The 19,594-nt window shown below is 65.0% G+C and carries 18 protein-coding genes; 10 read left to right on the top strand and 8 right to left on the bottom strand.

Features of this window, described 5'->3' with window-relative positions; translation table 11 throughout:
- Positions 1-24: 24 nt before the first annotated feature.
- The 6 genes from lexA to RLQ26_09385 all read right to left on the bottom strand — a co-directional run bounded on the left by lexA (position 25) and on the right by RLQ26_09385 (position 5,129).
- Positions 25-756: a transcriptional repressor LexA gene (gene lexA / locus RLQ26_09360; GenBank protein MEQ9088934.1), complete on the bottom strand. Its 732-nt coding sequence runs from the start codon at positions 754-756 to the stop codon at positions 25-27.
- 94 nt (positions 757-850) lie between these two features.
- Positions 851-2,071, bottom strand: a complete 1,221-nt coding sequence (locus RLQ26_09365) for a molybdopterin molybdotransferase MoeA (GenBank protein ID MEQ9088935.1) — start codon at positions 2,069-2,071, stop codon at positions 851-853.
- Positions 2,068-2,562 (bottom strand): cyclic pyranopterin monophosphate synthase MoaC, encoded by a 495-nt coding sequence (moaC, locus tag RLQ26_09370; GenBank protein ID MEQ9088936.1) that lies wholly within the window; start codon positions 2,560-2,562, stop codon positions 2,068-2,070. The genes RLQ26_09365 and moaC overlap by 4 nt, the downstream gene beginning before the upstream one ends.
- Entirely contained in the window at positions 2,552-3,409 is an 858-nt protein-coding gene (trpC, locus tag RLQ26_09375; GenBank protein MEQ9088937.1) for an indole-3-glycerol phosphate synthase TrpC, read from the bottom strand. Before trpC ends, moaC begins: the two co-directional genes overlap by 11 nt.
- The gene (trpD, locus tag RLQ26_09380; protein ID MEQ9088938.1) at positions 3,406-4,515 is read right to left on the bottom strand and encodes an anthranilate phosphoribosyltransferase; all 1,110 of its coding nucleotides are present in this window, start codon (positions 4,513-4,515) and stop codon (positions 3,406-3,408) included. The genes trpC and trpD overlap by 4 nt, the downstream gene beginning before the upstream one ends.
- Positions 4,515-5,129, bottom strand: coding sequence for an aminodeoxychorismate/anthranilate synthase component II (locus RLQ26_09385; GenBank protein ID MEQ9088939.1), 615 nt, complete (start codon positions 5,127-5,129; stop codon positions 4,515-4,517). The genes trpD and RLQ26_09385 overlap by 1 nt, the downstream gene beginning before the upstream one ends.
- Before the next feature lie 185 nt (positions 5,130-5,314).
- Between RLQ26_09385 and RLQ26_09390 the strand changes: the two genes are divergently transcribed.
- Both RLQ26_09390 and RLQ26_09395 read left to right on the top strand, forming a co-directional pair.
- Positions 5,315-7,525, top strand: coding sequence for a copper-translocating P-type ATPase (locus RLQ26_09390; protein MEQ9088940.1), 2,211 nt, complete (start codon positions 5,315-5,317; stop codon positions 7,523-7,525).
- A 21-nt stretch (positions 7,526-7,546) separates the two neighbouring features.
- Positions 7,547-8,521 (top strand): divergent polysaccharide deacetylase family protein, encoded by a 975-nt coding sequence (locus tag RLQ26_09395; protein MEQ9088941.1) that lies wholly within the window; start codon positions 7,547-7,549, stop codon positions 8,519-8,521.
- A 10-nt stretch (positions 8,522-8,531) separates the two neighbouring features.
- On the opposite strand, the gene trpE is transcribed toward RLQ26_09395, so the two are convergent.
- Positions 8,532-10,037, bottom strand: a complete 1,506-nt coding sequence (gene trpE, locus RLQ26_09400) for an anthranilate synthase component I (protein ID MEQ9088942.1) — start codon at positions 10,035-10,037, stop codon at positions 8,532-8,534.
- Between the two features lie 50 nt (positions 10,038-10,087).
- Positions 10,088-11,977, bottom strand: a complete 1,890-nt coding sequence (locus tag RLQ26_09405) for a peptidyl-prolyl cis-trans isomerase (GenBank protein ID MEQ9088943.1) — start codon at positions 11,975-11,977, stop codon at positions 10,088-10,090.
- Between the two features lie 261 nt (positions 11,978-12,238).
- Here RLQ26_09405 and tpiA point away from each other — a divergent pair, with 261 nt between their 5' ends.
- The 8 genes from tpiA to RLQ26_09445 all read left to right on the top strand — a co-directional run.
- The gene (tpiA, locus tag RLQ26_09410; GenBank protein ID MEQ9088944.1) at positions 12,239-13,012 is read left to right on the top strand and encodes a triose-phosphate isomerase; all 774 of its coding nucleotides are present in this window, start codon (positions 12,239-12,241) and stop codon (positions 13,010-13,012) included.
- Between the two features lie 70 nt (positions 13,013-13,082).
- Positions 13,083-13,469: a preprotein translocase subunit SecG gene (secG, locus tag RLQ26_09415; protein ID MEQ9088945.1), complete on the top strand. Its 387-nt coding sequence runs from the start codon at positions 13,083-13,085 to the stop codon at positions 13,467-13,469.
- Positions 13,470-13,571: 102 nt separating this feature from the next.
- Positions 13,572-15,209, top strand: coding sequence for a CTP synthase (locus tag RLQ26_09420; protein MEQ9088946.1), 1,638 nt, complete (start codon positions 13,572-13,574; stop codon positions 15,207-15,209).
- Between the two features lie 33 nt (positions 15,210-15,242).
- On the top strand, positions 15,243-16,091 hold the full coding sequence (gene kdsA, locus RLQ26_09425; protein ID MEQ9088947.1) for a 3-deoxy-8-phosphooctulonate synthase: 849 nt from the start codon (positions 15,243-15,245) through the stop codon (positions 16,089-16,091).
- Between the two features lie 47 nt (positions 16,092-16,138).
- On the top strand, positions 16,139-17,416 hold the full coding sequence (gene eno, locus RLQ26_09430) for a phosphopyruvate hydratase (GenBank protein ID MEQ9088948.1): 1,278 nt from the start codon (positions 16,139-16,141) through the stop codon (positions 17,414-17,416).
- A gap of 143 nt (positions 17,417-17,559) precedes the next feature.
- Positions 17,560-17,877, top strand: coding sequence for a septum formation initiator family protein (locus RLQ26_09435; GenBank protein ID MEQ9088949.1), 318 nt, complete (start codon positions 17,560-17,562; stop codon positions 17,875-17,877).
- Positions 17,878-18,281: 404 nt separating this feature from the next.
- On the top strand, positions 18,282-19,385 hold the full coding sequence (gene pdhA / locus RLQ26_09440) for a pyruvate dehydrogenase (acetyl-transferring) E1 component subunit alpha (protein MEQ9088950.1): 1,104 nt from the start codon (positions 18,282-18,284) through the stop codon (positions 19,383-19,385).
- 68 nt (positions 19,386-19,453) lie between these two features.
- Positions 19,454-19,594: biotin/lipoyl-containing protein (locus RLQ26_09445; GenBank protein MEQ9088951.1), on the top strand; the 141-nt coding region annotated here is incomplete at its 3' end.

The raw sequence follows: 19,594 nt of genomic DNA on the forward strand, positions 1-19,594 counted from the left end.
CGGTTTCTCGGGCCATGTGCCGGCTTAGTGGTAGCGGCGCAGGAGCCCCACGAGTTCGCCCTGCACCTTGACCCGGTCGGGGCCAAAAATCCGCGTTTCGTAGGCCCTGTTGGCGGGTTCGAGCGCGATCGAGCCGCCCCGTCGGCGCAGCCGCTTCAGAGTCACTTCCTCGTCATCGATCAGCGCCACCACGATCTGGCCGCTATTGGCCGTATCGGCCCGGCGGATGATGACCGTGTCACCATCGACGATGCCGGCTTCTTCCATGGAATCTCCAGCGACTTCAAGGCAGTAATGCTCGCCCCTTCCATCAAGCATGAATCCAGGGACCGAGATGAAATTGCCCGGATCGCGCAGCGCCTCGATGGGAGTGCCGGCCGCGATACGGCCGTAAAGCGGAAGCCCCACGGACTCGTCGTTGGCCGAGCCGGTCGCCCCAGAGAGAGCACCGCCGAAATCGCCTTCGATTACGTTTGGCTTGAAACTCGGCCGGCGGACCGGTTGCGATGCATCGCCGGACCCGGCCTGGCCCAGCGCTGTTGCGTCAGGCAGGCGCAGAACCTCGAGAGCACGGGCGCGGTGGGCAAGGCGGCGAATGAAGCCGCGCTCCTCCAGGGCGGTGATCAGACGGTGAATGCCTGATTTCGAGCTGAGGCCAAGGGCGTCCTTCATTTCGTCGAAGGACGGCGCCACGCCGCTCCGTTGCAAGTGCTCGTTGATGAATGTCAGCAGTTCGGCCTGTTTGCGTGTCAGCATGACTGCGGCTTCTCACCTACTAGATATAGAACAAACCAAAAACATCGCGACATGTTCTAGTTTAGTTCCGGCCTTCCGTCAAGCGCCGCAACTTTCAGAGGAGAATTACTGGGACGGTTTCGCCGGCGGCCCGGGCGGGCGCGTGGGGCGGGCGCACGATCAGCCCGTCCGCCCGCTCGAGAGGCAGGATCATGGCGCTGTCCTGCCGGGGGAAGGGGCTCGCCCGATACATTCCCGTTTCGTCGAGTTCGACGGCGGCGCGCAGGTAATCCTGGCGGGAGTCATTGGCCGCAAGGGCAGTGGTCAGCCGGGCTGCGACGGGGCGGTTTACCGCTTCGGCGCGGCCCAGCCGGGCGGCCAGGAAGGGACGGGCATAGAGCACCGCCGAGACCAGGGCCGAGACCGGATTGCCGGGCAGGCCCAGCACCGGCAGGTTCCCGAAACCCGGCCCCCTCAACCGGCCGAAGAACGAGGGTTTGCCGGGCCGCATCGCGACTTTCCAGAAGGCGGTCTCGAAACCGCGGTCTCCCAGAACGTCCCGGATCAGATCGTGGTCGCCGACGGACGCGCCGCCGGTCGTCACCAGCAGATCCGCCCCGGCATCCTTGAGCTGCTCGAGCCTGTCGCCGGTGGCGGCCGCGTCGTCGGGCGCGATCCCCAGATCCGTGACCTCGGCCCCCTCCGCCCGGAAGAAGGCGGCCAGGCCGTGGCTGTTGGAATTGATCACGCTGTAGGGGCCCGGCTGCGCGCCCACCTCGACCAGTTCGCTGCCGAGCGAAAGAAGGGCGATGCGGGGCCGGCGGCGCACCGGCACTTCGGCGATATTCATCGCTGCAAGCAATGCCAGTGTCCGGGCGGTAATACGCCGGCCGGCCGCGATCACCGTTTCGCCTGCCATGAAATCCATGCCGGCCGGCCGGATGTATCGGCCCCTCTCGGGCGACTGAAGGATGCGGACCCGGTGCCGGGCCGGAACCGCCTCGGTATCTTCCTGAATGACGACGGTGTCGGCGCCTGCGGGCACCGGCCCGCCAGTGAAAATCCTGACGGCCTGGCCGGGGCCCACCACGCCTGCGTAGGCGGCACCGGCGGGCGCCTCGCCGATGACGCCGAGTTCGACGGGCGGGCTGGCGATATCGGTGGCGCGAACGGCGTAGCCGTCCATGGCCGACATATCCTGAGGCGGGTGGGCGACGCGGGCGGCAATGGCGGCCGCCGTCACGCGCTCGAGGGCGGCGGCGAGCGGGACGGTCTCGCTTTCGACCGGCTCGAGCCCGGCCCGGACCCGGGCAATCGCCTCTTCGACCGGGATCATGTGTCCGGGCGCTCGAAATCGCCTGACGCGCCGCCTGATTTGCGCAGGAGCCGAATCTCGCCCAATACCATCTCCCGATCCACCGCCTTGCACATGTCGTAGATGGTGAGCGCGGCCACGGAAACCGCGGTCAGGGCCTCCATCTCCACCCCCGTTCGCCCGGTAACCCGGCAGACGGCCGTGATTTCAAGCGCGGATTCCGCCGGCACCGGCCGGAACTCCACCGCCACCGAGGAAAGCGCCAGGGGATGGCACAGCGGAATGAGGTCCGACGTCCGCTTGGCGGCCTGGATGCCGGCGAGGCGCGCCGTACCAAGGACATCGCCCTTGTCCATCGAACCGGCCAGAATCTTGTCGAGGGTTGCCGGCCGCATGACGATCCGTCCGCCCGCGACCGCAATCCGGCTTGAAACCGCCTTGTCGGCGATATCGACCATCCGGGCATGGCCGGCTTCGTCAAAATGGGTGAACTGGTCGGACTTATCCGTCATCCCGCTTCCTCTGGTCGCGGTGGCCCGCGCCATCGTCCGGCGGGCCGTCGTCGATCATCGCCCGGACGGCAACGCCGACATCGGGCTCGCGCATGAACCGCTCGCCGATCAGGAAGGCGCGCGCGCCCGCGCGCCAGGCGCGGGCCAGATCCTCGGGTGTGCCAAGGCCACTTTCCGCGACTGCCAGTACGTTGCGGGGAAGCGCGGGAATAAGCTCTTCGGAAATCTTAAGATTAACCTCTAATGTCTTGAGATTTCTATTATTAACACCGATCATTTTTCCGCCGAGCGCGACCGCCCGATCCAGCTCGGCCCGGTCATGAATCTCGACCAGGCTGGCCAGTCCCAGCTCATCGGCCAGGCCGATCAGCTCCGCTGCCAGATTATCCGGAATCGCGGCCAGGATAATCAGGACGGCATCGGCCCCAAGTACCCGCGCTTCAAAGATCTGATAGGGATCGATGGTGAAATCCTTGCGCAGAATAGGCAGATCCACAGACTTTCTTGCCTGGAGGAGATGCGCGTCCTCTCCTTGGAAGTAGGGCCTGTCCGTGAGAACGGACAGGCAGCTTGCCCCGTTTTCGGCGTAGATGCGGGCGAGCGCAGCGGGATCGAAATCCTTGCGAATGAGGCCGCGGGAGGGCGAGGCCTTCTTGATTTCGGCGATTAGCGGGTAGCTACCGCCGTCAGCACGGGCGGCGAGGGCACCGATGAAGTCGCGCGGGTGCGGCGCATCCGCGGCCCGCTGCCGAATCTCGGTAAAAGGGGTCTCGATCTGCCGGGCCGCGACGTGCTCGCGCTTGTCGGCACATATCTTGGTCAGGATGTCACGCGCCGGGCCTGTCATGGCGTCTCCTGTCTTTCATCTCCGTCATCGGCGCCGGTATTGTCCTGGCGCGCAGGCGCCTGGGTCAGGCGAACCAGCTCGCGCAGGAGGCGCTGCCCGCTGCCGTCGTCGATCGCGGTGGCGGCGAGTTTCACGCCCTCTGCAAGGCTGGTGGCGCGGTCGGCGACGATCAGGGCGGCGGCCGCATTCAGCAGCACGATATCACGAATGGGGCCGGTTTCGCCCCGCAGCAGGCGGCCGAGGCGGCGCGCGTTCTGGCGGGGCGTTCCTCCCGCCAGATCGGACAGTTTCGCCCGTTTGAGGCCGGCCTGTTCCGGGCGGACGGTAAAGGCCCGGACCCGGCGGTTCTTCAATTCGGCGACATGGGTGATGCCGGTGGTGGTGATCTCGTCCAGCCCGTCGCTCCCGTGCACGACCCAGGCCCGGGTCGAACCCAGGCGATGAAGAACCTGCGCGACCGGCTCGACCCACCGCTTGTCGAACACGCCAAGCACCTGGCGCTTCGCCAGGGCCGGGCTCGAGAGAGGCCCCAGCAGGTTGAAGATTGTCCGGGTCCCAAGCTCGGTCCTGACCGGCGCGACGTTGCGCGTCGCCAGGTGGTGACGAGGCGCCATGAGAAAGCCGAAATTCAGCCGGTGCATCCCCTCCATCACGACCTCGAGGGGCGCCTCCAGATTGACGCCGGCCGCGGTCAGCAGATCAGCCGAGCCGGAGCGCGATGAAATCGCGCGATTGCCATGTTTCGCGACCGGTACGCCGCAGGCCGCCACCACCAGGGCGGCGGCGGTCGAGATATTGAAGGTGCCGGAGGCATCGCCGCCGGTGCCGCAGGTATCGACTGCGCCTTTGGGAGCGATGACCCGCTCGGCCCGTTCGCGCAGTACGCGCGCGGCCCCGGCGATCTCGTCCACGGTTTCGCCGCGAACCCGCAAGGCCATGAGGAAGGCGCCCATCTGCGCAGGCGTGGCGTCGCCCGTCATCAGGAAGGAAAACGCGGCCTCGGCCTCCCGTTCGGTCAGCGTCTCGCCGGCCGCGACCTTCGGGAGGAGGTCTTTCAGCGTGCGCACGGCCGGCGCGGCTTTCCGGCTTCCACGACGGGCTGCCATCAGGCGGCGCTCCGCGGGATCGGCGCCGTCTCGAGCCCCGCGATCTTGAGAAAATTGGCGAGGATCCGGTGGCCATGCTGCGAGGCTATGGATTCGGGATGAAACTGGACCCCGAAAACCGGCGCGCTGCGATGGGCCAGGCCCATGATGATGCCGTCCTCGGTCTCGGCCGTGACAGTCAGGCACTCGGGGACCCGGTCGGGCGCGACAACGAGTGAATGATAGCGCGTCGCCTGGAAAGGGGACGATACGCCGGCGAATATCGGATGCCTGTTGTGGCGCACGGCGCTCACCTTCCCGTGCATCGGCGTCGGCGCCCGAACGACGCGGCCGCCGTAGGCCTGGCCGATCGCCTGATGCCCGAGACAGACCCCGATCATCGGGATCCGCCCGGCCGCCAGGCGGATCAGGTCGAGACAGATTCCGGCCCGGTCCGGATCGCAGGGGCCGGGTGACAGGAGGATCGCACGGGGCTTCATCGCCACCGCCTCCTCGGCCGACAGCGTGTCGTTGCGCCGGACAACGATTTCCGCACCCGGTCCGGCAGCCAGCTCGCCCAGGTAATGGACGAGGTTGTAGGTAAAACTGTCGTAGTTATCGATGAGCAAAATCATTCGAAAAAACAGCTTGTTTTCGTGCTACCTTAAAGTTTGCTCCGATTGCCTGTCTGACGCCGGAGCCCCCAACAGAACGCTTGACCCGTTTCCGCCGCTCCCGTCAACTCGGGGGAGGAACGAAGGGCGGGATCACGGTTTTATTCCGTTCCGCCGCGTTCGTCACCCGTGTCTCCGGAGGGGCTATGAACGACCCGGCTCGATCCAGCCACAACCCAGACCATCATGCGCCCGACGACCATGCCGGCTGCGCCGGCCATGGCGAGGCCCGGGCGGCGCCAACCGCCGGCTCGCCCGGACAATACACGTGTCCCATGCATCCTGAAATCCTCAAGGACGGGCCAGGCACCTGTCCGATTTGCGGCATGGGCCTCGAGCCGGTCGTGCCCGACAAAGAGACAGAGAATCCCGAACTGAAGGATATGACCCGCCGTTTCTGGATCGCGGCGGTTCTGACACTGCCGATCCTCGGGCTGGCCATGATACCGCTGCCCGAAGGCTGGAGCTGGCTTGCGCGCTGGTCTCATGAAATTCAGCTTGGTCTCAGCCTGCCGGTGGTGGCCTGGGCCGGGGCGCCATTCTTTGTCCGCGGCTGGGAGTCGGTGAAATCCGGCAATCTCAACATGTTCACGCTGATTTCTCTCGGCGTTGGCGTGGCATTTCTTGCCAGCGCAGTCCTGGTACTGGTCCCCGGCTGGGTGCCGCCGGCCTTTCTGACGGCGGGCGGGCGGGTGCCAGTTTATTTCGAGGCTGCCGCAGTCATTACGACCCTTGTCCTGCTGGGCCAGGTCATTGAGTTGCGCGCGCGGGACCGGGCGGGGGATGCCATTCGCGCCTTGCTCGATCTGGCGCCGGCCGAAGCGGTGCGCCTCGATGATGACGGGTCCGAGGAGGTGGTGCCGGCCTCGGATCTGGCGCCGGGCGATCGGGTACGGGTGCGGCCTGGTACGCGGATTCCCGCCGATGGGCGGGTGACCGCAGGCAAATCAGCCGTGGACGAATCGATGATCACCGGTGAATCCCGGCCGGTACAGAAGAATCCCGGGACAGAAGTCATTGGCGGATCGGTCAACGGCAACGGGCCGCTCACGCTGGAGGTAACCAGGGTGGGCCGCGACAGCGTGCTGCAGCACATCGTCCGCCAGGTGGCCGAAGCGCAACGCAGCCGGGCGCCGATCCAGTCCGTGGCCGATCGCGTGGCCGCGATTTTCGTGCCGGCCGTGATCACCGTCGCCGTGCTCGCCTTTTTCGCCTGGCTCTGGCTGGGACCCGATCCGAGCGCCGCGTTTGCGGTCCTGGCGGCGGTCTCGGTCCTCATTATTGCCTGCCCCTGCGCGCTTGGCCTCGCGACCCCGATGTCCATCATGGTCGGCGTCGGGCGTGGCGCACAGGCGGGGGTGCTGGTGCGGGATTCGGCCGCGCTGGAGGCGCTGGCGTCCTGCGATACGCTGGTGATCGACAAGACCGGCACGGTGACCGAAGGCCGCCCGCGGGTGACGCGGAAATGGTCGGTCGATGGTGGAGAGGGCCGGGACGCCCTGCGATATGCTGCGGCACTGGAGCGACAAAGCGAACATCCGCTGGCCACGGCGATCATCCGCGCTGCGGAGGACGAGGAGTTGGAGATCGGCACGGCCGAGGACGTAACAGTGGAAAGTGGCGCGGGTCTTTCGGGGACGGTCTCGGACCGGCATGTTGCGCTTGGGAGCCTGGCCTATCTCGAAGGGCTGGGCATCGATGTGGCCGGATTTGCCGAGACGGCCCGCGTGGCCGAAGCCGGGGGAGAAAGCCTGATTTACGTGGCCGTCGATCAAGAGCCCGCGCTGGTGATCGCGGTGGCCGACCCGCTGCGCGCCGGGGCAAGAAAAACCCTGGATCGGCTTCGCGCCGAGGGGCTCGAGGTGATACTGGCTTCCGGAGACCGGGCGGAGGCGGTGGCGCAGGTCGCCGAGGAATTGGGGATCGAGCGTCACTACGGCCAGCAATCGCCCTCGGACAAGCAGGCATTGGTTGAGCGATTGCAGGCCCAGGGTCGCGTCGTCGCGATGACCGGCGACGGGGTGAACGACGCGCCGGCGCTGGCCAAGGCCGATATCGGGCTCGCCATGGGCAGCGGGACCGACGTGGCCATGGAGACGGCTAGCCTGACCCTGCTCAAGGGCGATATTGTTGGGGTGCTGCGCGCGCGCCGGCTGGCGCGCGGCGTGTTCCGGAATATCCGCCAGAATCTGGTTTTTGCCTTTGCCTATAATACCCTCGGCGTGCCACTGGCGGCCGGTGTGCTCTACCCGTTCCTGGGCTTGCTGCTGAGCCCGATCGTCGCGAGCGCCGCGATGAGCCTGAGCTCCGTCTCTGTGATCGGCAACGCGCTTCGGCTGAAGCGGCTGACTCTATAAGTTCCTCGGAGATCGGGTCTGATGGCGCAAAACCGCAGAGCGGGCAGGCGGAAGGGTGGCCGACGGCGCCTGGGCTCCCTCCCGCCCTATGCGGCGCTCGTCATGGGGGCGGTGCTGGGCGCGCTTGTCGCGGTGGGCGCGGCGGAACTGTTGCTGCGTGACGGTTTACAGGCGCCGGGCGGAGAGGAAGTGGCTGCAGCACGTGTCGCCGTGGCGCCGCCACCCCTGGCAAAACCCGCGCCGCCGGGCCGGAAACCTGGCGCGCCGCCTGACTGGCGGCGTTACGCCCGTCCGGCACAATCGGGGTCAGGGCCATTCCTGGCGGTTGTAATCGACGATCTGGGCCATGATCCGGCGCTGACCCGGCGCGCGGTGCGGCTGCCGCCGGATGTGGCGCTGGCCTTTCTGCCATACGCGCCGGGCGTCCGGGGGCAGGTGGCCGTGGCGCGGAAAAAGGGCTTTGAGGTTCTCGTGCATCTGCCCATGGAGCCGGACGAAGCCCATATGGATCCGGGGCCGAATGCCCTTTATGGCGCGCTCGACAACCGGACCCTGCTGCGCCGGCTTGACGCCAATCTCTCGGTATTTCCAGGCTATATCGGGGTCAACAACCATATGGGGAGCCGTTTTACGCGCGACGCGGGGGCCATGACCCTGGTGCTGACGGAGCTTCGCCGGCGCGGCCTGTTATTCCTGGATTCCAGAACTTCGCCGGATTCCGTCGGGGCGTCGATTGCGCGGGAACTCGAAATGCCCTGGGCCGGCCGCGACGTGTTTCTCGATAATTCGCGCGAGCCGGCCGATATCCGGCGCCAATTGGCCGAGGCCGAGCGCCGGGCCCGGGAAACCGGGCTCGCCGTGGCGATCGGGCATCCGTATCCTGAAACATTGGACCTGCTTGAAGAGTGGTTGCCCGAAGCCGCATCGCGCGGTCTGGAGCTTGTCCCGATCAGCCAGGCCGCGGCCGCGAGCGCCGCTGTCGCGGGCTTTCGCTGACCGGCCCTCCTTACCCGCGCGTGGCGAAGCGCAGGGCTTCCTCGGCCGCGCGGAGAACGGCCCGGGCCTTGTTCCGGGTTTCCTCATATTCGGTCGCCGGATCACTGTCCGCGACAACCCCGCCGCCGGCCTGGACATGGACCTGGCCGTCCATGACCACGGCGGTGCGAAGCGCAATGCAAGTATCGAGCGCGCCGCCCGCAGAAATATACCCGACAGCCCCCGCGTAAATTCCCCGGCGCAGTGTCTCGAGTTCCTCGATGATTTCCATCGCCCGAACCTTGGGTGCACCCGACACGGTGCCGGCCGGAAAACCGGCCATCAGGGCATCGATCGCATCGAGCCCCGGGGCCAGTTCGCCGGTCACATTGGAGACCAGGTGCATGACATGGGAATAGCGCTCGATCGCCATTTCTTCCGTGACTTTCACTGTCCCGATCCTGGCCGCCCGCGCGACGTCGTTCCGCCCGAGGTCGAGCAGCATGAGGTGCTCGGCCCGCTCCTTGGGGTCGGCCAGGAGATCGCGGGCGAGATTTTCATCTTCATCAGGTGTTCCGCCCCTCGGCCGGGTCCCGGCGATGGGTCGGACGGTCATTTCGCCGTCACGCAGCCGGACCAGGATTTCGGGACTGGAGCCGACGATGGCGAAATTCCCCATGTCGAAGAAATACAGAAAAGGCGAGGGGTTGAGCCGGCGTAGCGCACGGTAGAGCGCAAAGGGAGGCAGGGCGAAGGGCACCGTGAATCGCTGCGAGGGCACCACCTGAAAGACATCACCGGCGCGGATATAGTCCTTCGCCTGCTCGACCAGCCGGTAATAGGCTTCCCGCGTGATATTGGACCGCGGCGCCGGCAGCGGGGCTGGAACGGCCGGGGCCGCGTCGCCATGGGGCAGGGGCCGGTCGAAATCGCGGGTGGCCTCCCTCAGGCGTTCCTGTGCCAGGTTGTAGGCGGTATCGGGCGGGATCTCTTCATCCGGCCAGACGGGAGTGATCAGGCTGATGCTGTCCGTGACCGAATCGAAGATCGCAACGATTGTGGGGCGCAGGAACACGGCATCGGGCACGCCCAGCGGATCGGGATTTCCGTCCGGAATATCCTCCACCAGCCGAACGCTGTCATAGCCCATATAGCCGAAGAGGCCGGATGCCATGGGGGGCAGCGAATCGGGCACGACAAGACGCGATTCGGCCACGAGCGCCCGGAGCGAGGCAAGCGCGTCCGCATCGATCGGCGAGAACTCATCGGGGTCGGTCAGGGCGCTGCGATTGATTTCCGCCCGCCGGCCGCGACAGCGCCAGATGACGTCGGGACGCAGGCCGATGACCGAATATCGCCCGCGCGCCGACCCGCCTTCGACCGATTCGAGCAGGAAGGTGTGGCTTTGTCCGTGTGCGAGCTTGAGGAGACTCGAAACCGGCGTTTCAAGATCGGCCACCAGCCGGGTCCAGACGAGTTGTGCCTGGCCGGCTGCATAGGCGTTGGCAAAATCGGCGCGGTCTGGTTCCACTCTCATGGGTTGGCCCGGGTCAGGAGGCCGGCGCGCCCGGCGCGGCGCGCCCGCCGCTAGAACAGCGCCTCAACGGCCTCGCGGTTGATCTCGACGCCGTATTGCTCGCCCAGCGCTTCCGACAGTTGCGCGAGGATGTCTGCTTCCAGGCGCGAGGTGAGGCGGCGCAGCACGGCCTTGTCGGTCTCGCTGCTGGCATCGAAGCCGGCCGTGAAACTGTCCCTTAGACGCACGAGGAGGAAGCCGTCGCGGTCCTCGAAGACCCTGGTCTCGCCTTCGGCCATGTTGAAGACGCCGGCCAGGACAGAGGGTGGCAGATCGGTCTCGCCCGCTTCGCCAGCGTCGCGGCTCAAATCGCGGATCGTCTGAACCGAGCGGCCGTCGGTCTCGGCCCGCGCGCGAATGGTGGCGCCGCCCGATTCGATGGCCGATCTGGCGTCCTCCGCCGCCGCGCTGGCCTTTTCCATCTGCCGCGTCGCCCGCCAGGCGCTTCGCACCTCGTCGCGAATCCCGTCCAGCGGCGGGATTACCGACGGTGTGATTTCGTCGACCGAAAGAATCAGATACGCGCCCGCTTCGGTCTCGATGAGTTCGCTCGTTTCGCCGGCCTCGGTCCCGAAGGCTGCGCTCACAAAATCGGGGAGCGCCGGCACGTCTTCTATTTGTTCGCCGTCCCGGTTGCGTCCCGTTACGTCCACGGCCGGAATTTTACGGAGTGGCAGGTTCAGTTGCCGGGCGACCTCGGCCAGAGAGGCCCCGGCAGCCAGTTCGTCCTGCACCTGGTTAGAGAGGTCATAGAGACGCGCGCCCGCCGTCTCCCGGGCGAGTGCCTGGCGCAGTTCGTCCTTGACCTCATCAAAGCTTCGCGTGCGCTCGGGCTCCAGATCGGTCAGCTTGAGGACGTGCCATCCAAGAGGCGTTTCGACGGGTGCCGAGATTTCACCCTTGTCGAGGGCAAGGGCCGGATCCTGCAATTCGGCCGGCAAATCGCCGTAATCGAGCCAACCCAGATCGATCGCCTCCTCGTCCTGTCCGGTAAGATCCCGCGCCACGCTGGCGAAGCTTTCACCCTCCGCCAGACGGGCGCGGGCGCTTTCTGCCGCCGTCTCATCGGCGAGAATCATCTGCTGGTAGCGCCGGCGCTCTGGCAGGAAGAACTGGTACTGCCGCTCCTCATAGGCGCGGGCGAGCTCTTCTTCGGTAATCTTGATCTCGGAGGCGACCGAGTCGGTATCCAGGACCATCACCGAGACGGCGCGATATTCCGGGCGCGAAAACCGGAATCCGTTCTCCTGATAGAACGCCTCCAGCTCGGACGTTGAGGGCGTGCCCGTATTTGCGAACGATTCCGGCTTGTAGCGCACGAGGTCAATCGTGCGCCGTTCGTTCTGGTAGCGATACATCAGATCGCGCAGCGGATCCGGCACCGTGACACCGCCCCCCACGGAGCTGGCGAAAAGACGGCGCGCAAAAGCACGGCGGGTGGTGGCGATGTAGGCTTCTTCGGAAAAGCCCTGGAACGAGATGATCTGCTGGAACGTCTCGCGGCTGAAATTGCCATATTCGTCGCGAAATCCGGGCTCTTTGAAAATCTCGTCGCGTACGAGGTCGTCTCCGACGACGAGCCCGATGTTGCGCGCCTCCTGTTCGAGCAGGCTGCGGCTCACCACCTCGTCGATGGTGCGGTCGAGAAGCCCCATCTGCAATGCTTCTTCGCGGGCAAGCGGGGTGCCGACCTGCTGGTTGAAACGCTCCAGATTGCGCTCAAACGCCTCGAAAACATGGCCGCTCGAGATTTCCTCGTCACCCACGTAAATCGCGGTGGTCGTGGCCGAGGGAGCGCGGAAGATGTCGCCGATGCCCCAGAGCGCGAAACTGGCGATCAGAAGGGCGAAGAGAATACCGGCGAGCCAGCCTTTGGTGTGAGAGCGGAGCGACTGAAGCATGAACTCGGGTCCCGTCAGGAAATCAGGAGAGCGATCGCAGCCTCGCCAGCGTGGGCCCGCAAATCGGGCCGGCCGCCGCCGGACAGGGGCATGCAGGTGCAAAGGGCCGGCATGATAGGTGCCCCCTTTGACAGCCGCAACGCTCAATCCAGCCTGAGGCCGGGGCCAGGGGCCCGACACATGCCGGGGGCCCGACACATGCCGGGGCCCGACACATGATTGAGCGTGGCTCCGCCCGGGTGCCCATGGTAAAGAGGCGCCATGTCCGAGCCCCACGAGCCGCGACGGCGCCCGCTGATTGCCGCCAACTGGAAGATGAACGGATTGCGCGCCGATTCGGCCGCTCGGTTTCAGTTCCTGCTCGACCGTATCGCGGATGCGGCGGCGCGCCCGGAATGCGATATCGTGGTCTGTCCGCCAGCCACGCTGATCGGCGAGATGGCGGCGCTTGCCGCCGGAAGCCCGGTCGGGATCGGCGGCCAGGACTGTCATTTCGAGACATCCGGTGCCTTCACGGGCGATATTGCCGCGCCGATGCTGGCGGATCTCGGCGCAACTTTCGTGATTGTGGGCCATTCCGAGCGCCGCGACGGTCATGGAGAGAGTGACGCGCTGGTTGCCCGCAAGGCCAGGGCAGCTCTGGACGCGGGGCTGACGGCGATCGTTTGTGTCGGCGAAAGCCGGAAGGAGCGGGAGGCCGGCCGGGCGGAGCAGGTGATCTCGGCGCAGATCGAGGCTTCGATCCCCGAAAACATCGATCCGGACCGTCTCGTCATCGCGTATGAGCCGATCTGGGCCATTGGCACTGGTCTGACGGCGGAACCGGACGCGGTCGACGCCATGCACTGCACCATTCGGGAGCGGCTGAAAGCGCGGGTTCCGGCCGGGGAGAGCGTTCGCGTCCTCTATGGCGGTTCGGTCAACCCTGATAACGCTGCCAGGATCCTCGGGGCCGAGCATGTGGATGGGGCGCTGGTGGGCGGCGCCAGCCTGGACGGGAAAAAATTCTGGCAAATCCTGAGCAGTTGTCCCTAGCCTAAGCGGCTGGCAGCCTTTAAAAACACGGCCATTGAAGTGCCCCGGCGAGGCGGGGCAGGGATGGAAAATGCAAACGGTTCTTCTGGTCTTACAATTCGTTCTCGCCCTGGCGCTGATCGTCACTGTCCTCCTGCAACGCAGCGAGGGGGGCGGGCTCGGAATCGGCGGCGGCGGTGGCGGCGGGGGCGGCATGGGAGGTCTCATGACCTCGCGCGGGACCGCCAGCCTGCTGACACGCGCGACCGCGATCCTCGCCGCCGCCTTCATGCTGAACAGCCTGGTGCTCGCCATCCTGGCGGGCGATGTCCGCCCGACAGGCTCCATCCTGGAACCTCAGGCCCCCCTCAGCGGGACTTTGGAAGAGCAAGGTGTGATCGGCACGGCCCCCACGCCGGACGCGGACGGCCCGAACCCGGCCGAACCCGCCGAGCCGGACGTCCCTCTGGCGGAATGACCGCCAGGGCGCTCCATAATCCCGCTAGTGATCGACAGCACAACTGCCCCCTGAGAGGGCCGGACCGGGCCGGGCAACGAGGGCTGAGGACGGGCGCGTATCATGCCTGACGAAACGAAATTCATCTTCATCACGGGCGGGGTCGTCTCTTCGCTCGGCAAGGGGTTGTCCTCGGCCGCCCTGGGGGCGCTGTTGCAGGCGCGAGGGTACAAGGTGAGACTGCGCAAGCTCGACCCGTATCTCAACGTCGACCCTGGCACGATGAGCCCTTACCAGCATGGCGAGGTTTACGTCACGGACGACGGAGCCGAGACCGATCTGGACCTCGGACATTACGAACGCTTCACGGGAGTCCCGTCGCGACAGGGTGACAACATCACGACCGGGCGTATCTATTCCAACGTAATCGCCAACGAGCGACGGGGCGATTATCTCGGCGCTACGGTTCAGGTCATCCCGCACGTGACCGATGCAATCCGGGAATTCATCCTGGCCGATCCGGGCGATGTCGATTTTGTCCTGTGTGAAATCGGCGGCACTGTCGGCGATATTGAAAGCCTGCCGTTTCTCGAGGCGATTCGCCAGACTCGCAACACGCTGGGGCCGGACCGCAGCATGTTCATGCACCTCACCCTGGTGCCCTATATCCGCTCGGCCGGCGAGCTGAAGACCAAACCGACACAGCATTCGGTCAAGGAATTGCTGGGTCTCGGCATTCAGCCGGACCTCCTGCTGTGCCGTTGCGAAACGCCGATCCCCGATGACGCGCGCAGCAAGATTGCTCTTTTCTGCAATATCCGAGAAGAAGCCGTCATTGCGGCACCGGACGCTGACACGATCTATTCCGTGCCACTCAGCTATCACGAGCAGGGGCTCGACCGGGAAGTCTGCCGGTATTTCGGATTGCCCCACGAAATCGAGCCGGATCTCTCAGTCTGGGAAAACATCGTCGAGCGGGTGCGCGCGCCAGATGGCGAGGTGACGATCGCTGTAGTCGGCAAGTACACAACCCTTTTCGATTCCTACAAATCCCTTATCGAGGCCCTGACTCACGGCGGCATTGCCAACAACGTGAAGGTGCATGTGCGCTGGGTCGATGCGGAGATTTTTGAATCGGAAAATGCCGTTCATTATCTTGAGGATGTAAACGGGATCCTGATCCCGGGCGGCTTTGGCGAGCGCGGCGCCGAGGGCAAGATCATCGCGGCCCACTTCGCTCGCGAGCGCGGAATCCCGTATTTCGGTATCTGTTTCGGCATGCAGATGGCGGTGATCGAAACCGCGCGGCATCTGGCCAAGCTCGAGGGCGCAGGATCGACCGAATTCGGTCCGGCGAAGGACGCGGTGGTTGGCTTGCTGACAGAATGGCGCCGCGGCGGGATGGTCGAACACCGTTCGTCCGGGGATGATCTCGGCGGCACCATGCGGCTGGGCGCTTACGATTGCGCGCTTGAAGCAGGCAGCAAGGTACGCGAGATCTATGGTGTCGACAGGATTTCGGAACGCCACCGACACCGTTTCGAGGTCAACATCAATTATCGCGACAAGCTGGCCGCGGCTGGATTACGCTTTACCGGGATGTCACCCGACGGCCTCCTGCCCGAGATTATCGAGCGGCCGGATCACCCCTGGTTTATCGGTGTACAGTTCCATCCGGAGCTGAAGTCGAAACCCTTCGATCCGCATCCGCTTTTTGTTTCGTTCATCACGGCCGCCATCAAGCAGTCCAGGCTGGTCTGACGGTATGGAAATTCCGATGCAGCAATGGGTCCGATGACAGAAGCGCGGCAGATACGTATCGGCAATCTGACGATGGCCAACAGCCTTCCGTTCGTTCTGATTGCGGGGCCCTGCGCGATGGAGAGTCGCGACCACGCGTTCGAAATCGCGGCGGCTCTCAAGGAAATAACGGAGCGGCTCGGGGTCGGCCTCATCTACAAGACATCCTTTGACAAGGCCAACCGCACCAGCGCCCGAAGTCCGCGGGGGCTGGGGCTGGACCGGGCGCTCACCATCTTCGCTGACATCAAGAGCGAGCTGGGGCTGCCGGTGCTGACCGATGTGCATACCGAGGGGCAGTGCGCGCCGGTGGGCGAGGTGGTGGATGTACTTCAGATTCCGGCGTTCCTCTGCCGGCAGACGGATCTCCTGCTGGCCGCGGCGCGGACCGGGAGAGTGGTCAATGTCAAGAAAGGGCAGTTTCTGGCGCCATGGGATATGGCCAACGTGGTGGCCAAGATCAGTGAGGCGGGAAACGACAACATTCTCCTGACCGAGCGGGGGGCGAGCTTCGGCTACAATACGCTTGTCAGTGACATGCGCGCCTTGCCGATCCTGGCGGCCAGCGGCTATCCGGTGGTTTTTGACGCAACCCATTCGGTGCAACAGCCGGGCGGCCAGGGCACGACCAGCGGGGGACAGCGCCAATTCGTGCCGGTGCTTGCGCGGGCGGCGGCTGCCGTGGGGGTGGGCGGCATTTTCATGGAAACCCACCAGGATCCCGACAACGCGCCCAGCGACGGACCCAATATGGTGTCGCTGGACCGGCTTGAAGGCTTGCTCGCGGTGCTTGTTGATCTGGACCGAATCGCGAAATCCAGACCGCTCGATCTCGACTCGTAGAGAAGTAGGCTGATACAGGTTTTTTGCTGGAAGGACGCGACGAGAAGATGAGCGAGATTTTCGATATTACCGGCCGCGAGGTTCTCGACAGCCGTGGAAATCCCACCGTGGAAGTGGATGTGCGCCTGGAAAGCGGCGTCGTGGGACGGGCAGCGGTGCCGAGCGGCGCCTCGACGGGGACGCACGAGGCGGTCGAAAAACGCGACGGCGACAAGAAGCGCTATGCCGGCAAGGGCGTATTGGCGGCGGTCGAGGCCGTGAACGGGGAAATCTTCGATGCGCTCTCGGGTCTCGAGGCGTCGGACCAGCTCGGTGCCGATAGGGCGATGGTGGAGCTGGACGGCACCCCTAACAAGGCCCGCCTCGGCGCCAACGCCATCCTCGGTGTCAGCCTTGCCCTGGCCAAGGCGGCTGCGATCGAAACCGGCATGCCGCTTTACCGCTACGTGGGCGGGCCGTTGGCACGTGTGCTGCCGGTTCCGATGATGAATATCATCAATGGCGGCGCCCATGCCGATAACGGGCTCGACCTGCAGGAATTCATGATCATGCCGGTTGGCGCGCCCACTTTTGGCGAGGCGGTGCGCATGGGGGCCGAGGTTTTCCACGCCCTGCGCGCCCATCTGTCCGAAGCCGGGCACAATACGGCCGTCGGTGACGAGGGAGGCTTCGCTCCCAAGCTCGCCAGCGCGGACGAGGCGCTTGGATTCATCATGAAGGCGGTCGAGACGGCCGGCTACCGGCCAGGCTCCGATGTGCTGCTCGCCCTCGATGCGGCCTCCACCGAATTCTACAAGGACGGCAACTATGTGCTTGCAGGCGAGGGGCGCACGCTGTCGTCGGCTGAGATGGTGGAGTTGTATCGCGATCTTTGCGACCGTTACCCGATCATCTCCATCGAGGACGGCATGTCGGAGGATGACTGGGACGGCTGGCTGTCCCTGACCCGGGCCATCGGGGACCAGGTGCAGCTTGTCGGCGACGATCTGTTCGTCACCAACCCCGAACGCCTGGCGGACGGGATAGAGAAAGGCGTCGCCAACGCCATTCTCGTCAAGGTCAACCAGATTGGCACGCTGACGGAGACCCTCGAAGCGGTGAACATGGCGCAGCGGGCGAGTTATCGCGCTGTCATGTCGCACCGCTCGGGTGAGACGGAAGACGCCACCATCGCCGATCTCGCCGTGGCGACGAATTGCGGGCAGATCAAGACCGGCTCGCTGTCGCGTTCCGACCGGCTGGCAAAATACAACCAGTTGCTCCGGATCGAGGAGGAGTTGGGCGAGCAGGCGCTCTACGCCGGCGGCTCTGTGCTGCGCGGTTAGCGGGCGCGGCGGCTGAAAATCGAGTCGCTTCAACGGCTTGAGTCCGGATTTGCCCCCGCGGGCGGACTGAATCCCTTTGATTCTAAAAGAAGAATCTCTTTTCTGGCTTGACGGCGCGACTCTCGCTGTGATTCGCTCGCCCCATGACTTTGCTTCGCGAATTTCGCCTGCGCGCGCGCCATGTCGTGGCGCCGGTCTTCTATGTCTCGATGATCCTGTACTTCGCCGTCCACCTGGTTTCCGGCGAGCGGGGGATCCGGGCCTGGGCCGACCTGCGCGAACATGCGGCGGAGGCTGACCGGCGACTGGAGAGTCTGTCGGCGCGACAAGCGACCCTTGAGGAGAAGGTCTCGAGCCTTCGCCCCGATGGGCTCGATCTCGATGTGCTGGACGAGCGGGCGCGGGTGATGCTCAACCTGGCCGCCCGCGACGAGCTGATCCTTCAAATTCCGTCCCGGTAGAAGCCGAATCCGGAAAGATGGTGCTTGGCCGGCCTCGGCCATCATCGGCCGACTGGCGTCTTCCGTCTGATCCTGGCGCGGCCCGGGCCCGACCGCTGCGCTGCAGACCCGGCTATGCAAATATTAAAATTTTATTTCAAACGAAAATAACCGATATCAAGTTTATTTAGATATTTTTATGACTTTTCAATCGTTTTACGGGAATATGCTGTCGGTTTCCCTTGCGTTTGGCACAGCCAGTTCCTATGAAACGCGTCCAAGCCTTCCCATCTTAACGGGAGGGCGAGAGGGATGAAACCGCTCCGCGACCCGGGCCCAGGCTTTCGGCCTGGGGCGCAGGCCCCGGGAAAACGTCGCGGGAAAGCGTCGCAAGACCGGGAATAACGTCGCAAGGGTAGAGGGCTATGGCGAACACCGCGCGCAAGACCGCCACGAAACGCAAATCCACGACCCGTAAATCGAAAAAAACGCCCCCGGCAACGGGCCGCCGGCGAAAATCGGCATCTGGCGGCGGAACGACCAAACAGGGTCGCAAGGCCGGAAGCGACGAGCTCATGCATTTCTACCGCGAAATGCTGCGCATCCGGCGCTTTGAAGAGAAGGCCGGCCAGCTTTACGGGATGGGCCTGATCGGGGGGTTCTGCCACCTTTATATCGGCCAGGAAGCCGTGGTCGTGGGCGTCCAATCCCATCTGACCGAGGTGGATACGGTCATCACCACATATCGCGACCACGCGCATATGCTGGCCAGCGGCATGGATCCCAAGGGCGTCATGGCCGAATTGACCGGCCGGCGCGACGGTTACTCCAAGGGCAAGGGCGGCTCCATGCATATGTTCAGCCGCGAAAAGAATTTCTTCGGCGGCCACGGGATTGTCGGCGCCAACGTGCCGCTGGGCGGCGGCCTCGCCTTTGCCCACAAGTACCGCGAGGATGGCGGTATCTGCGCCACATATTTCGGAGATGGCGCAGCCAATCAGGGCCAGGTGCACGAGACCTTCAACATGGCGGCGCTCTGGAAATTGCCGGTCCTGTTCATTATCGAAAACAACAAATACGGCATGGGCACGTCGGTCGCGCGGGCGTCGGCGACGACGGATCTGTACAAGCGCGGCGCGGCCTATGCCATCCCGGGCAAGGCGGTCGACGGAATGGATGTGCTGGCCGTCGCCGAGGCGGCCGGGCCTGCGATCGAGCACGTGCGTGCGGGCAAGGGACCGTTCATCCTGGAAATGAAGACCTATCGCTATCGCGGCCACTCCATGTCGGATCCGGCCAAGTACCGCGCGAAGGAAGAGGTCAACAAGATGCGGAGCGAACACGACCCGATCGACCAGCTGCGCGCGCGGATATTGGCCGACGGCGGCGGCGACGAGGACGTCCTCAAGGAGATCGACCGCGAAATCAAGGCGCTGATCAATGAGGCGGCCCAATTCGCCCAGGACAGTCCGGAGCCCGATCCGTCGGAGCTCTATACGGACGTGTATCTCGAGGCCCGCGCCAGCTGACGCGGCGCGCGCAGGGAAAGGCACTTGACCGGCCCGGATGCGCCGGTTCTTGAACGAGGGACGGACACATGCCCATTGAGATAACGATGCCGGCGCTTTCGCCGACGATGGAGGAGGGGACTTTGGCGAAATGGCTGAAGTCCGAGGGTGATTCTGTTTCGGCCGGGGATGTTATTGCGGAGATCGAGACGGACAAGGCGACGATGGAG

This window comes from Alphaproteobacteria bacterium, from assembly GCA_040220875.1.
Lineage (GTDB): Bacteria > Pseudomonadota > Alphaproteobacteria > JAVJVX01 > JAVJVX01 > JAVJVX01.